Origin of the sequence: Mycobacterium neumannii, from assembly GCF_002245615.1 — a bacterium.
Lineage (GTDB): Bacteria > Actinomycetota > Actinomycetes > Mycobacteriales > Mycobacteriaceae > Mycobacterium > Mycobacterium neumannii_A.
The window spans coordinates 17,574-30,088 of the sequence record NZ_NKCO01000006.1; the positions used below are offsets into that span (position 1 = coordinate 17,574).

Below are 12,515 nucleotides of genomic sequence, written 5' to 3' on the forward strand. Positions count from 1 at the left end.
TCACCGAGCGTCGGCGTCGACCCAGGCGCGCTCGCCGTATGTGTCCAGGTGGGCGACCTGTCCGACCGGCTTGCGCGTCGTCGGTCCGTACCGGCCACGCGGCCAGCCCAGGGGCACGACGCAGATGGGTGTCACGGTCAGCGGCAGGCCCAGGGTTCGCCGGGCCGATGTCACGCTCCACAGCGGCAGGGTGATCAGCGACGCACCGAGCCCCATCGCCCGCGCAGCCAGGAGCAGGTTCTGCACGCTGGGGTAGATCGACCCGAAGAACGACGACTCGCCGACGAACGGCGACGGCATGTAGGGCAGCCGTGAACCGCCGCGCAGGCACGGTACGACGAGGACCGGGATCTCACTGAAATGGTCGACTTGCCACTGCACGGCCCGCAGGATCTTTTGCATCGATTCGTCGCCGGCGGCCAGACGCCGGCCTATCCCGCCGTACAGCGACCAGGCCTGCCGATAACGCTTACCGAGCTGGTCCTTGACGGCCTGGTCCTTCACCACGATGAACTCCCAGTTCTGCCCGTTCGACCCGGTGGGAGCCCGCAGCGCCAGCTCGATGCACTTCAGCACGATGGCGTCGTCGACGGGGTCGGGTAGGACACGGCGGACGGCACGCTGGGTCATAATCGCCTCGACCAGCGGCATGTCGAGGCGGGCGAGCGCTTCTTCGGCGGTGGGGATGTCGGTCATGAGTCGACGCTACCGCCGGCAGGCGCGCGGACACGCCCGGTTCGAGTTCGGTCAGCCGCTACGCGGCCGTCTGCTTACGGCTACGCGACCAGTTGGCGTGCAGGCGCTGGCAATCGGCGAGGCGCAGCGGGCTGGCGCCACCGTAGTCGGGCCGCACCGCCACCGCGGCCGGGATGTCGGGGGTGCCCTCCCCCGTGATCACCAGCGTCGGCATCCCGGCGGCGTTGGCCGCCCGCAGCCCCGAGGCCGAGCCGGTGACGGCGAACGCGTCGTCGGCGGACAGCCCGAGCTCCCACAACGCGTGCCGGTGTGCCTCCGGATCGGGCATCGGCTTGACGACGTCCTCGGCGGAGACCACGACATCGACAAGACCCTCGCCGACGAGTTGGCGCACCAGCGGCTCGGCCCAGCCCCGCTGACCGTTCACCACGACGGCCACCTGCACGCCGGCGCCGACGGCGTCCATCACGAAGTCGACCAACCCGGCGCGCGGAGACAGGTCGCGCTCGAGGATCAACTCGTCGAACAGCATGGTCTTGGTGGTGTAGATCTCGTCTGCCAGCAGCTTGGTGAGCACGTCGGCCTCGGTGGCCACGCACCGCTTGCGAAGCTCGGCGGCGACCCTCTGGCGCTCGTCGGTGAGCGCGAGCAGCTGTCGATAACGCGGCACCGACCACTGGAAATCCAGGCCGTGCGTCGCGAAGGCGGCGTTGTAGGCGACCCGGTGGCCGTCACATTCGATGTCGGTCAGCGCGTCGAGGTCGAACACCAGACCGCGCACGGCACAGCCGGAACCCGGCCCGGCACCAGGAGGAGAACAGTCCCACCAGAATCGGCCCGCGCGCCACGTCGTCTCCTGCGTTGTCGGCATATGTAGAGCGTGGCCCCCATCACACGCGACGTCCTCCCCCAATCGGGGGATCGACGGTGCCGCTTCGGCCCGCCGCACCCCGCCGACATGCTTCACCTGGGAAATGGCACCTCTAAGGTAGGTGCATGCCGAGCAGCCCACCGGTACGTCTTGTGCTGGTCGACGACCACGAAATGGTCATCGAGGGCCTCAAGGCCATGCTCGCGGCGTTCGCCGACCGGGTGCAGGTTGTCGGGCAGGCCGTCGGCGCCGAACGCGCGGCCGCGGTCATCGACGATCTCGATCCCGACATCGTGCTGTGCGATGTGCGGATGCAGGGTGCCAGCGGCCTGGACCTGTGCGCCGAACTGCGCGAACGCAACGCCGACCGCAAGATCGTCATGCTGTCGGTCTACGACGACGAGCAGTACCTGTTCCAGGCCCTTCGCGTCGGGGCGTCCGGATATCTGCTCAAGAGCATCAGCAGCGACGAACTGGTACGGCAGTTGGAGTTCGTCCACCGCGGCGAGACCGCGATCGACCCGGGCATGGCGGCCAGGGCCGTCGACACCGCAGCGCGGCTTCAGCGCGACGAGTTCTGGCCGGGCGCGCGCCAGGGGTTGACCCAGCGTGAGAGTGAGATCCTCTCGCTCGTCGTCAACGGGCTGTCCAACCGGGCGATCGCGGCCAAGCTGGTGATCGGGGACGAGACGGTCAAGACCCACCTCAGCTCGATTTACCGCAAGCTCGGTGTCAGCGACCGCACCGGCGCCGTCGCGACGGCCCTGCGCGAGGGAATCTTCAAGTGACGACGGAATCGGGTCCGTCGGACGCGGTGCGGGAGCTGAGCCAGTACGCGCTGGCCGCCGACCGCGAGCTGGCACTGCTGCGCGAACTGATCCAGGCCGCGTCCAAGGGTCCGGGTGTCGAACCGCTGGCCGCCGCGGCCGCGCGGATGATCACTGCGGCCACCGCCAGCGACGTGTGCTTCGTGCACGTCCTCGACGACAGCGACCGGTCACTCACGCTGGCCGGTGCCACACCGCCGTTCGACGCCGAGATAGGAAAGATCAGACTGCCTCTGGGCCAGGGCATCTCGGGTTGGGTCGCCAGCCACCGAGAGCCGGTGGTGATCACGCAGGACAAGGAGTCCGATCCGCGCTACATGCCGTTTCAGTCGCTGCGGGGCCGCGATTTCACGTCGATGGTGTCGGTGCCGATGGAGACCGACCCGGGCGGCCTTGTCGGCGTGCTGAACGTGCACACCGTGGAGCGCCGCGATTTCACCGAGCGCGACGTCGAGTTGCTCGTGGTGATCGGCAGGCTCATCGCAGGGGCCATGCACCAGGCCCGGCTGCACCGGCAGCTGGTGGCCCGCGAACGGGCCCACGAGAATTTCGTCGAGCAGGTGATCGAGGCTCAGGAGCTCGAACGGCGAAGGCTTGCAGGCGATATCCACGACGGTATCTCGCAGCGGCTGGTCACCTTGTCCTATCGGTTGGACGCCGCGACCCGATCCGACGAACCCGCGATCGTCGCCGAACAGCTCGGCAAGGCACGCGAGTTGGTCGACCTGACGCTGCAGGAGGCCCGCGCGGCGATCAGCGGGTTGCGCCCGCCGGTTCTCGACGACCTCGGACTGGCCGGCGGACTGGCCAGCCTCGCCCGATCGATACCGCAGATCGGCATCGAGGTGGATCTGGCGGAGCGCCGCCTCCCCGACCACATCGAGCTCGCGCTGTACCGCATCGCACAGGAGTGCCTGCAGAACGTCGTCAAACACGCCAAGGCCGCGTCGGCCCGGCTGACGTTCGCCGTCGACCCCGGCGACAGCGGTGATGTCGCACGTCTCGAAATCGTCGACGACGGAGTGGGTTTCGATACCTTCGAACATCCGCTGGGCGGCGACGACATGGGCGGCTACGGCCTGCTGTCGATGGCCGAGCGCGCCGAGATCGTCGGCGGTCGGCTCAACATCCGGTCCCGTCCGGGAGCGGGGACGGCGGTGACGGCGACGATTCCGCTGCCGACCGTGCTGGAGTAGGCCCGCATCACTCGAGGGTGCAGGCCTTCGCCAGGTGCTCCTCGATGCCGGCGATCACGTCTTCGGACGCTTCACGAAATGCCGCAAGGCGCTTCGGGCCGAGCACGTCGATGAACAGTTCGCGCACCCGTTCCGCGTTGGCCGGTGCGGACGCCTTGATCGCCGCGCGGCCGGTGTCGGTCAGCACGATGTCGGGGTAGCGACCGGTCGACTCCTCCCTGCGGATCAGGCCGCGCTTCTGCATCCGGGTCAGGTGGTGTGACAGCCGGGTCTTCTCCCAGTGGGTGGCTTTGCCGAGCTCGTACGCGCGCATCCGCCCCTTGGGTGCCTCCGACAGGTTGACCAAAATCTCGAAGTCGGAATCCGAGAGCCCGAACTCGCGCTGCAGATGCATCACCAGGTGACGCTCGAGCTTGTGCTGCATCGTCACGAATGCGCGCCAGGCGCCCAGTTCTTCCTCGGTCAGCCGCCCTCTACCAGCCATGGCGACGATCCTACCGGACCGAGTTGACATATCAACCCGACCGACTACCCTGGATTGGGTTGACGTATCAACCTAGAAGGAGATGACCATGGCTCAGCATGTGATCACCGTTGTGGGAGCGACCGGCAAACAGGGCGGCGGACTGGCCCGAGCGATCCTCGCCGATCCGAGCGGGAAGTTCTCGGTCCGTGCAGTGACGCGCAACCCGCAGTCCACGCAGGCAAAGCGGCTTGCCGCAGCGGGCGCTGAAGTCGTCGAGGCCGACCTGTATGACCTCACGGGCATGCAGCGCGCCTTCGACGGAGCCGAGGCGGCGTTCGTCGTCACCAATTACTGGGCGGAGCGGACGGCAGAAGAGGAAGCGGTCCGCACCAGGGCGGAATCGGAGCTGTACCAAGCCGAAACCGCGGCGCGCGCGGCGAAGTCAGCGGACGTGGCGCACGTCATCTGGTCGACCTTGGAGGACACCCGGGACCACTTCGGCGACGACGCACGGGTGCCGACGGTCGAGGGACGATACAAGGTGCCGCACTTCGACGCGAAGGCAGAGGCCGACGCCCTCTTCGCCGAACGCCGCGTGCCCACGACGTTTCTCCGGACAGCCGGGTTCTACGAGGGGTTCCTCTCCGACCTGCAACCGGTCCGCGATCCCGACGGGCACCTGGTGCTCACGCTGCCGATGGCGGACCGGCCGATGGCGGCGATCGCCGTCGGTGACATCGGCCGAACCGCACTCGGCATCTTCAAGCGAGGTCCGGAGTTCATCGGCCAGACCGTGAGCATCGCCGGTGACCACTTGACCGGCGAGGAGTTCGCCGCCGAACTCTCGAGGCTGCACGGCGAACCGGTGGCTTATCGACCGCAGTCCTGGGATGAGCTGCGCGCCATGGACTTCCCCGGCGCTATCGAGATGGGCAACATGTTCCAGTTCTACGCCGAGGACTCCGAACGGTTCACCGCTGCGCGCGATCTGGCGTTCGTGCGGACGCTGAACCCCGAGCTGTTGTCCTTCCGCGACTGGGTGACGCGGCAGAACGCGGCATGACCAGCACCGACCGGACCTAGAAGTCCCCGGAGTTGCGGCGCAGCGTCTGGATCGAATCGGCCAGGGCCCGCGACTCGGCGCTCGACATTCCGATGTCGGCGAAGACCTCGTTGTTCAACGTCACCGTGGCGTCCTCGACCGTCGAGCGGCCGAGGTCGGTGATCTGAACCAGCGTGGTGCGCCCGTCGGTCGGATGGGGAATCCGCTCGACGAGACCGTCGCCCTCCAGTCGCCGAATCGCGTGCGTGACGCTGGTGACGTGCACCTGCAGCCGATCGGAGGCCTTGGTGATCGGCAGCGCGCCGTTGCGGGTGAACGCCAACAGCCTCAGCAACTCGAACCGCGAAAAGCTCAGATCGTAGGGTCGAAGTGCGCTTTCGACGCGCGCCAGCAGGATCTGGTGGGCCCGCATCACCGATGTCACGGCGACCATGCCGTCGGCGACCTCGCCCCACCCGCAACGCTCCCAGTTGGCCCGCGCGAGCGCGATCGGGTCATGGTCATCCTGCCGCGACGGTTGGGGGGCCACGCCTCTTCATACCGCATCGATCGGCGCGGTCAGCAGATTTCAGCGCATGGCCTGGGCGACCGCGGCCACCACGGCGCGGGTGGATCTGCGGTCTCCCACGGTGATGCGCACGCCACCGTCGGCGTACTGCCGGACACGCACTCCGTTCGTCTCGAAGACCTGCCCCCAGCCACGGCCACAGTCCGGCACGTAGACGAAGTTGGCGTTGCTCTCGGTGCTGTACACCCCCATGGACCGCAGCCGCATGCGCAGGTGTCGACGCTCGCTGGTGATCATCCGGATGCGTTGACACAGCTCGGCTTCCGCGTCAAACGACGCCGCGACCGCAACGAGTGCGGTGATCGCGACACCAAAAGGCAGTTGCATGCTCCACAGCCTGCGGGCCAGCTGTGGGGCGCAGAAGCCGTACCCGATCCGGAGTCCGGCCAACCCGTAGGCCTTCGAAAACGTCCGCAGCACCACCACATTGGGGTGCCGCGCGACCAATCCGACGGCGTCCATGCGGCACTCCGGCGCCAGGAACTCCGCGTATGCCTCGTCGAGAAGGACCACCGTCTCCGGCGACAGGCGCCGAAGGAACCGCTCGAGTTCGGCGCCGTGCTCGACTGTGCCGGTCGGGTTGTGCGGACGGCACACCACCACGACCCTGGCACCGGTCGCGGCCCACACCATCGCGTCGAGATCGTGGTGACCGTGCGCGTCCAGCGCAACGGGGACCGATTCCAGCCGCGCCATCTGCGCGAAGATCGGATATCCGTCGAACGTCGGCGTGGCCATGACGATTCGATCGCCGGGATCCGTCACCGCATGCAACACCTGCATGATCACACCGGTGGCGCCGGCCCCGACCACGACCTGCTCGTCGCACAGGCCCGTGTGTCCGGCGATCAGCGAGCGCAGCCGCTCTGGCAGGTACTCCGGATACCGGTTGGCTGCCTCGATCGAGGCGCTCAGCGCCGACCGCACGGACGGCAGTGGCGGGAAGGGATTCTCGTTGAGCGACAGCGCCATCGGGTCCAATGAGGTGGGTAGCGCGCCGAGCGCCTCCGCTCCCCTGTGCATCGGTTCGGACATCAGCCGCGGCCGCCCCACCGCACTGCGGCCGCCCCGGCGAAATCACCGGCGTGGGCGAACGCCGCCATCAACACGACCTCCCCCGGTTTTAGTCTTCCGCTGTCGATCGCACGATCGAGGTTGACCGGAATGCCCGCGGCGAACAGGTTGCCGCACTGGTCGAAGGTGTCGATGTGACGCTCGGGCGGGAGTTCGAGCGCTTCTCGCCAGTTGCGCAAGAACACCCGGTTCGGCTGGTTGGTGACGAGCAGACTTAGATCGGGGGGCTTGATCCCGATGCGGTCGCATACCGCGTACGACACCTCGGGAACCTGCCGGTTGCCTCGCGCCAGCACCTTGGTGATCTTGCTTTCGGTGAAACCGATGTAGCCCTCCCCCGGACCCGGCTGCCACCACTTGCGCGGCGGGTCGGACGCGATCGTCATATCGCCGGCGAACTCGCCGTAGGTACGACATTCGACGTCGAGGATCGGTGACTGCTCCGACACCGCCACCAGGCCGACGGCCGCGCCGTCGCCCGGCACCGATGCCTGCGCCTTGCGCCGCACCTGCGGTTGGTCGAAGACCTGACCGGCGGCGTTCTGCGCGACGGCGACCAGCGCCGTGCGTCCCGCGCCGGAGGACAGCAGCTGCCGCGCCACCTGCAGCCCGAACACGAACGCCGCGCAGCCGCCGTTGTGCAGATCGAGCACCCATGTCGGCTTCATACCGAGTCGGTGCGCCATGGCGCCGCCGCCACCGTAGAACGGGACGTCGGGCATCTGCGTGTGGGTGATCAGGACGTCGGCGCCGGCGACGGCGTCCTGGCCGTGACGCTCGATCAGGCCGGCGGCCGCCCGCTCGACCATGTCGACGGCGGTCTCGTCGGGCGCGACGTGGTGGCGGAATCTGGGGGCGCGGAACATCATGCTGTCCCGCAGATCGTCGGATTCGGCGAACTGCGCATAGTATTCGGCGCCGATCGGCTCACCGGGCAGGTACGTCGATACGTCCAGAAGGCTGACGGTCATACCGAACTCACCTCATCCAATCGGGCGTCACAGGAAGGCCGTTGCGGTGCCGGTACTCGGCGATCGCCTTGAGATTGCGCAGCTCGAGCAGGTGGCCGGGACCGAACATGTCCCAGAAGTCGCCCACCCATACGGGTCGCTCGGGCGGGGCCGACTCCGGATACGGGTTGCGGTCGTAGAACGGGTGATGACAGTTGGTCCACAGCACCACCGAACCGGGTTTGTCGAACACGACCTGCGCATCGACGACGCGCATCAGGTAGATCATCCACAGGTGCCTGCCCTGATCCCACGCGCAGTGGTAATCCACCGTCATGGCCGCATCGTTGGCGACCGTGCGGGTGAAGATCTGCGTCTGCGAGCCCAGCCGGTCGTAGGCCACCCACAGCCCTGGTTCCTCGGTGGGGGTGAAACCGCGCAGGCTGTAGGTCCATTCCTCCAGACACCTTGTGTCGGAGAGGTATTCGAACAACGCGCCGGGTGGACAGTCGACGTACTCGTTGACGGTGCAGTACTCGCCGTAGACGGAGTCGTGCGGATAGACCGACCGCATCATCTCCATGATGATCGGGGTGGCCTTCTCACGCGGTGACGTCTCGACGCGGATGAGGCCGTCGAGCGGCTCGCCAGTGCCGCGATGGGTGGTGATGTCGTCAAGGGCGGGCAGGGACATGGTTGCGGATCTCCTCTGCGGCGGGTGGTTTGACGTTGACTCGGTCGAGGAACGCCGCGAACGGCGGGATCTCGTCGGCGCAACATTCGATGCTGATGACGGCGGGGCCGTCGGTCTCGAGCGCGGCTGTGAGTGCGGCGGGCAGCGATGCGACGTCCTCGATGTCGGCGGCGGGCAGTCCCGGGAACATCGCGCCAAGGCCGGCCCCCAACCGGCTCGGCCCGAACCGGTTGTAGCTGTAGCGATCGCCGTAGAACAGCTGCTCGCGGGTGAGGCACATCGCGTGCGCGTGGTTGTCGAACAGCAGGAACGTGACCGGCAGCCCGTACTCGCGCGCGGTGTGAATCTCCATGCCGTGCATGAGGAAACTACCGTCGCCCGCTATCACCAGCGTCCGCCTGCCCCGTCCGAAGGCCATTCCGATTCCCGCGCCGAAGCTGTATCCCATGCCCCCCATGCCGAGCGCGACGACGAACCGGCCGTCGCGCCGCACCGGCAGGTGATGAATCGCCGCCGCCCCGATATTGCCCGCATCGACCACGATGTCCACCCCGTCGGGCAGCGTCGCGTCGAGCGCGACCATCGCGTCGCGATACCGGATGCCGGTTCCGTGATGGGGCGGCGGCTGCAACTCGTCCCGCTTCACCGCGTCGGGCACCCGCAGGCGCGCAGGCCGGCCCGCACCTGACAGCGCGTCGGTGAGCGCCGCCAGCGAGGTGCGCAGATCGTCGGTGTGCGCGTGGGTGCACGCGAGATACGGTGGGGCGGAGCCGATCGAGAACACGGGAACCGCGGCCAGGGCGTTCTCGAGGCCGGCCCGCGCCGTCAGCGTCATCCTGGTGCCCACCAGGAGGCACACCCCACTGTCGGCCACGGCCGAGGCGATGGTCGGATGACCCATCACCCCGGTCACGCCCAGCGCCGACGACGATCCCATCCCCGGTGTGCCCGCGGCGTCCTTTGCGTCGGGCACGGTGGCCACCCGGGCGCGCAGCAGCGCTCGCAGCGCCTCGAGTTCGGCACGCGCGTCGTCGCGGGCAACCTGTTCTCCCGCGATGATCGTGACGGGGCCCTCGGCTCTCCGAAGCGCACGTGCGACCGCATGCGGGGCAGCCGGTGCCACACCGGCGCGCCCACCGACCACCGCGCCGCCGTTGACCGGCACCTCGGCTTGCTGGATGTCCTTGGGTAGCAACAGCACCGACGGCCCTCGCCGGGCCGCCGCGGCCTCGATCGCTGCGGGAAGTGCGGTCACGATGTCCGCGGGCGTGAGTATCCGCCGACAGTGCACCGACACCGCCGAGAACAGCGCGTGCGCATCGAGTGCCCCGTTGCGGCCGCTGGTGTCCTGGAACGCGCCTCGACCGTCGAGTGCGCTCGGCGGTTGTCCGATCAACGCCAGCACCGGCACTCGGCTGGCCAACGCTTCCCCCAGTGCGGGAACGGTGTTCAAGCAGCCGCCACCCGACGTTGCCGCCACCACGCCGATTCCGCAGCCGCCGCGGCTGTATCCGTCGGCCATGGTGGCAGCGGAGAACTCGTGCTTGGCGAGTACGGCGTCGATGTCGGAACGGAAATACGCCGCGTCGTACAGATCTTCGATGTTGGCACCGTCGACACCGAAGATGAACCGCACGCCGATCGCCGCAAGGTACTCGACGATGTGGTCGACGACTCGGTGGCCCATCTCTCACCTGCTTTCGGACTTCAGCGAGTTACACGGTGCGCGGGCACGTGGAGTTCATCGGTTCAGAACATTCACAGCGAACGCTCGAGAAGCACTTCACCGGAGTCGGGTGAAACCAGTTGCACGGCAGCGATTTCGTCCATCTGCATCGGCGTGGTGGCGCTCGGCAGTGCGGTAGCGCCCGACAGCCCCAGCCACGTCGCCACTTGGTTGCGGCTGCCGTCGTGTCCCACCACAACCATCCCCAGGTTCTGGGGCGGCGCATCGCGTTGGCCCCAGTCGCCGTAGGTGCATGCCATGTCGATTCGAGTGCCCCAGCCGTACCCCGTCATCGAGATGGTCGCGTTGATCGGCGTCTCGGAAACCTTGGCCATCTCCAGTTGCTGACCCGACGCCTGCGGCGGTGTAGCGGTCTGCAACCCGAACGCCTCCGGACGGACCGCGATCGCGATGCCGAGCGCCAGCACCGCGGCGGCCAGACCGATGGCGGCCGAGGTCATCCACCGCGACCGCCTGCGTCGCGCGCGCACCCTGTCCAACAGCCCGCTCAACAGTTCCGGCGGGGGTTCTGGGTGCGCGGGTGCGTGGCCGTCGAACTCGGCGGGTTCGACCGTGCTCAGCAGAGTGGAGATGTCGCGCAGTTCGGCGACCGCCGCCGTGCAGCGCTCACAGGTCGCAAGATGTGCCTCGTACTCGCGGCGGTCCTGTTCGGTCAGCGAGCCCAGGACGTAGGCGGCGTCCCACGTGGCGTACCGATCGTCGTCCGCCCGGCCGAGGACGGGTTCAAATGCCGTCACCGTGTCACCCCCATCTCTTCCAACTTGAGCTTGAGCGCTCGTACCCCGTAGTGCAGCCGTGACTTCACGGTGCCCTCGGCGATGTGGAGGTCGGCTGCGATCTGCGCCGTTGTCCAGCCCTGGTAGTACGCGCGGCTGATGACCGCGCGATGCTCATCAGACAGCGCACCGATGGCTTCGCCGAGCATCATTCGGTTCAACGCAGCCTCCACCTCGTCGGGCCCGGCCCGGTCCGCGGTCGTCTCCATGTCGGCGGTGCCGGATTCGCTACGGAAGCGGGCACTGCGCGTCTCGTCGATGATGAGGTTGCGGGCCACGGTGAACAACCACGGCCGCGCCGACCTCGAGGAGTCGGCCGTCACCTCGGGGTGTCGCCACGCCCGCAGTAGCGTCTCCTGCACCACATCCTCCGCCCGGGCCGTATCGCCGGTCAGCCGGACCGCATAGCGCCAGATCGCGGCGGCGTGCTCGGCATAGAGCACCCGCATGACGGTCGCGTCCGGGTCGTCCAAAATCACCCTCCGCCCTAGACACGAGGTTGGCGGTCATCCGGTTCAGTATCGGCGCTGCATCCTCACAGCGGGACGGAGTTGCGCCGGGCGCCTGCCTGGCTGTCGGCGAACCGCTCATGCAGGGTGCGCAGCACCGCCGCACACGCCGCCCGCTCGGCCGGGTCGATGTGGTCGAGCACCCGGGCCAGATCGCGGCGCCGACGAGCGGTGACCTGCCGCACCAGTTTGCGGCCCGAAGCGGTCAACTCCAGGGTGACGACGCTGCGGTTCGACGGATCCGAGCCGCGCACCAGGTGGCCAGAGGCATGCAGTCGGTCGGCCAGACGCGTCACCGTGGATCCGACCACTCCGAGCGCCTTGGCGCATTCAGTCGACGTCGATCGCCCGCGCTGTTGCAACACCGCGAGCAACCGGAACTGCGGCAGCGAGACGTCTACCTCTTCGACACTGCGCAGCGCCAGGCCCACCAAATCCCTGGCCGCCACCTCGAACGCCGTCAGCTCTTCTTTTGGTGTCTTGGTCACGTCGGTATTCCGGGCGGGTGCATGCCGAAATTGTCGCACGCGGGCGCACCCAATCAGCACTGCCGACCTCCTAGGTATTGCTTTTTGCAAGACTTGCGTAATGCAAGGGATTGAGGCAGACTAGAAACTTGACTGGTTCAAGTATTCGGAGGGGCCGCATGTCCGTGAGTCGTTGGCACGACGATCTGCGCGCCGCGGGGCTGCGAATCACCAAACCCCGACTCGCGGTGCTCGCCGAGGTCCAGAAGCATCCGCACGCCGACGTCGAAGAGATCGCCGCCGGAGCGCGTCGGCGCATCGGATCGCTGTCGACACAAGCGGTTTACGACGTGCTCTACGCCCTCACCGGCGCGGGCTTGTTACGCCGCGTCGAACCGGCCGGCTCACGCGCCCGCTTCGAACTGCAGACCGGCGACAACCATCACCACGTGGTCTGTCGATCGTGCGGCGCCATCGACGACGTCGAGTGCGCCACCGGGCGGGCCCCGTGCCTACATGCCGACGGTGCAACCGAATACGCGATCGACGAGGCCGAAGTGACTTTCTGGGGCCTATGCCCCGACTGCAATGGCAGCACACAACCCATTTGA

General features: G+C 67.8%; 15 protein-coding genes. 4 read left to right on the forward strand and 11 right to left on the reverse strand.

What is annotated here, in order from left to right; all coding sequences use genetic code 11:
• On the reverse strand, nt 1-696 hold the full coding sequence (locus CEX88_RS09395; protein WP_094293290.1) for a nitroreductase family protein: 696 nt from the start codon (nt 694-696) through the stop codon (nt 1-3).
• 58 nt (nt 697-754) lie between these two features.
• Nucleotides 755-1,567, reverse strand: a complete 813-nt coding sequence (locus CEX88_RS09400) for an HAD family hydrolase (RefSeq protein ID WP_094293291.1) — start codon at nt 1,565-1,567, stop codon at nt 755-757.
• A 125-nt stretch (nt 1,568-1,692) separates the two neighbouring features.
• Between CEX88_RS09400 and CEX88_RS09405 the strand changes: the two genes are divergently transcribed.
• Entirely contained in the window at nt 1,693-2,355 is a 663-nt protein-coding gene (locus CEX88_RS09405; protein WP_066849419.1) for a response regulator, read from the forward strand.
• On the forward strand, nt 2,352-3,590 hold the full coding sequence (locus tag CEX88_RS09410) for a GAF domain-containing sensor histidine kinase (protein WP_094293292.1): 1,239 nt from the start codon (nt 2,352-2,354) through the stop codon (nt 3,588-3,590). The genes CEX88_RS09405 and CEX88_RS09410 overlap by 4 nt, the downstream gene beginning before the upstream one ends.
• Nucleotides 3,591-3,597: 7 nt before the next feature.
• On the opposite strand, the gene CEX88_RS09415 is transcribed toward CEX88_RS09410, so the two are convergent.
• Nucleotides 3,598-4,074, reverse strand: coding sequence for a MarR family winged helix-turn-helix transcriptional regulator (locus CEX88_RS09415; protein WP_094293293.1), 477 nt, complete (start codon nt 4,072-4,074; stop codon nt 3,598-3,600).
• 88 nt (nt 4,075-4,162) lie between these two features.
• Here CEX88_RS09415 and CEX88_RS09420 point away from each other — a divergent pair, with 88 nt between their 5' ends.
• Nucleotides 4,163-5,119, forward strand: a complete 957-nt coding sequence (locus CEX88_RS09420; RefSeq protein ID WP_238382021.1) for an NmrA/HSCARG family protein — start codon at nt 4,163-4,165, stop codon at nt 5,117-5,119.
• 16 nt (nt 5,120-5,135) lie between these two features.
• Here CEX88_RS09420 and CEX88_RS09425 read toward each other — a convergent pair whose 3' ends face one another.
• The 8 genes from CEX88_RS09425 to CEX88_RS09460 all read right to left on the reverse strand — a co-directional run bounded on the left by CEX88_RS09425 (nt 5,136) and on the right by CEX88_RS09460 (nt 11,925).
• Nucleotides 5,136-5,648 (reverse strand): MarR family transcriptional regulator, encoded by a 513-nt coding sequence (locus tag CEX88_RS09425; protein WP_066849427.1) that lies wholly within the window; start codon nt 5,646-5,648, stop codon nt 5,136-5,138.
• 39 nt (nt 5,649-5,687) lie between these two features.
• The gene (locus tag CEX88_RS09430; RefSeq protein ID WP_094293413.1) at nt 5,688-6,722 is read right to left on the reverse strand and encodes a pyridoxal phosphate-dependent aminotransferase; all 1,035 of its coding nucleotides are present in this window, start codon (nt 6,720-6,722) and stop codon (nt 5,688-5,690) included.
• Nucleotides 6,722-7,732: a 3-oxoacyl-ACP synthase III family protein gene (locus tag CEX88_RS09435; RefSeq protein WP_094293295.1), complete on the reverse strand. Its 1,011-nt coding sequence runs from the start codon at nt 7,730-7,732 to the stop codon at nt 6,722-6,724. Before CEX88_RS09435 ends, CEX88_RS09430 begins: the two co-directional genes overlap by 1 nt.
• Nucleotides 7,733-7,739: 7 nt before the next feature.
• Nucleotides 7,740-8,405 (reverse strand): hypothetical protein, encoded by a 666-nt coding sequence (locus tag CEX88_RS09440; protein WP_066849429.1) that lies wholly within the window; start codon nt 8,403-8,405, stop codon nt 7,740-7,742.
• Complete coding sequence (locus tag CEX88_RS09445; RefSeq protein WP_094293296.1) at nt 8,386-10,092, reverse strand: thiamine pyrophosphate-binding protein; 1,707 nt, start codon at nt 10,090-10,092, stop codon at nt 8,386-8,388. The genes CEX88_RS09440 and CEX88_RS09445 overlap by 20 nt, the downstream gene beginning before the upstream one ends.
• A 71-nt stretch (nt 10,093-10,163) precedes the next feature.
• The gene (locus CEX88_RS09450; RefSeq protein ID WP_094293297.1) at nt 10,164-10,889 is read right to left on the reverse strand and encodes an anti-sigma factor family protein; all 726 of its coding nucleotides are present in this window, start codon (nt 10,887-10,889) and stop codon (nt 10,164-10,166) included.
• Entirely contained in the window at nt 10,886-11,401 is a 516-nt protein-coding gene (locus CEX88_RS09455) for a sigma-70 family RNA polymerase sigma factor (protein WP_094293414.1), read from the reverse strand. The genes CEX88_RS09450 and CEX88_RS09455 overlap by 4 nt, the downstream gene beginning before the upstream one ends.
• 62 nt (nt 11,402-11,463) lie before the next feature.
• A complete protein-coding gene (locus tag CEX88_RS09460) occupies nt 11,464-11,925 on the reverse strand; it encodes a MarR family winged helix-turn-helix transcriptional regulator (protein ID WP_094293298.1) in 462 nt (153 codons plus the stop codon).
• Between the two features lie 158 nt (nt 11,926-12,083).
• Here CEX88_RS09460 and CEX88_RS09465 point away from each other — a divergent pair, with 158 nt between their 5' ends.
• The gene (locus CEX88_RS09465) at nt 12,084-12,515 is read left to right on the forward strand and encodes a Fur family transcriptional regulator (protein WP_094293299.1); all 432 of its coding nucleotides are present in this window, start codon (nt 12,084-12,086) and stop codon (nt 12,513-12,515) included.

Coding starts and splice junctions, on each gene's coding strand:
- CEX88_RS09395 (WP_094293290.1), bottom strand. CDS start 696: ATGACCGACATCCCCACCGCCGAAGAAGCGCTCGCCCGCCTCGACATG.
- CEX88_RS09400 (WP_094293291.1), bottom strand. CDS start 1,567: ATGCCGACAACGCAGGAGACGACGTGGCGCGCGGGCCGATTCTGGTGG.
- CEX88_RS09405 (WP_066849419.1), top strand. CDS start 1,693: ATGCCGAGCAGCCCACCGGTACGTCTTGTGCTGGTCGACGACCACGAA.
- CEX88_RS09415 (WP_094293293.1), bottom strand. CDS start 4,074: ATGGCTGGTAGAGGGCGGCTGACCGAGGAAGAACTGGGCGCCTGGCGC.
- CEX88_RS09420 (WP_238382021.1), top strand. CDS start 4,163: ATGGCTCAGCATGTGATCACCGTTGTGGGAGCGACCGGCAAACAGGGC.
- CEX88_RS09430 (WP_094293413.1), bottom strand. CDS start 6,722: ATGTCCGAACCGATGCACAGGGGAGCGGAGGCGCTCGGCGCGCTACCC.
- CEX88_RS09435 (WP_094293295.1), bottom strand. CDS start 7,732: ATGACCGTCAGCCTTCTGGACGTATCGACGTACCTGCCCGGTGAGCCG.
- CEX88_RS09440 (WP_066849429.1), bottom strand. CDS start 8,405: ATGTCCCTGCCCGCCCTTGACGACATCACCACCCATCGCGGCACTGGC.
- CEX88_RS09445 (WP_094293296.1), bottom strand. CDS start 10,092: ATGGGCCACCGAGTCGTCGACCACATCGTCGAGTACCTTGCGGCGATC.
- CEX88_RS09465 (WP_094293299.1), top strand. CDS start 12,084: ATGTCCGTGAGTCGTTGGCACGACGATCTGCGCGCCGCGGGGCTGCGA.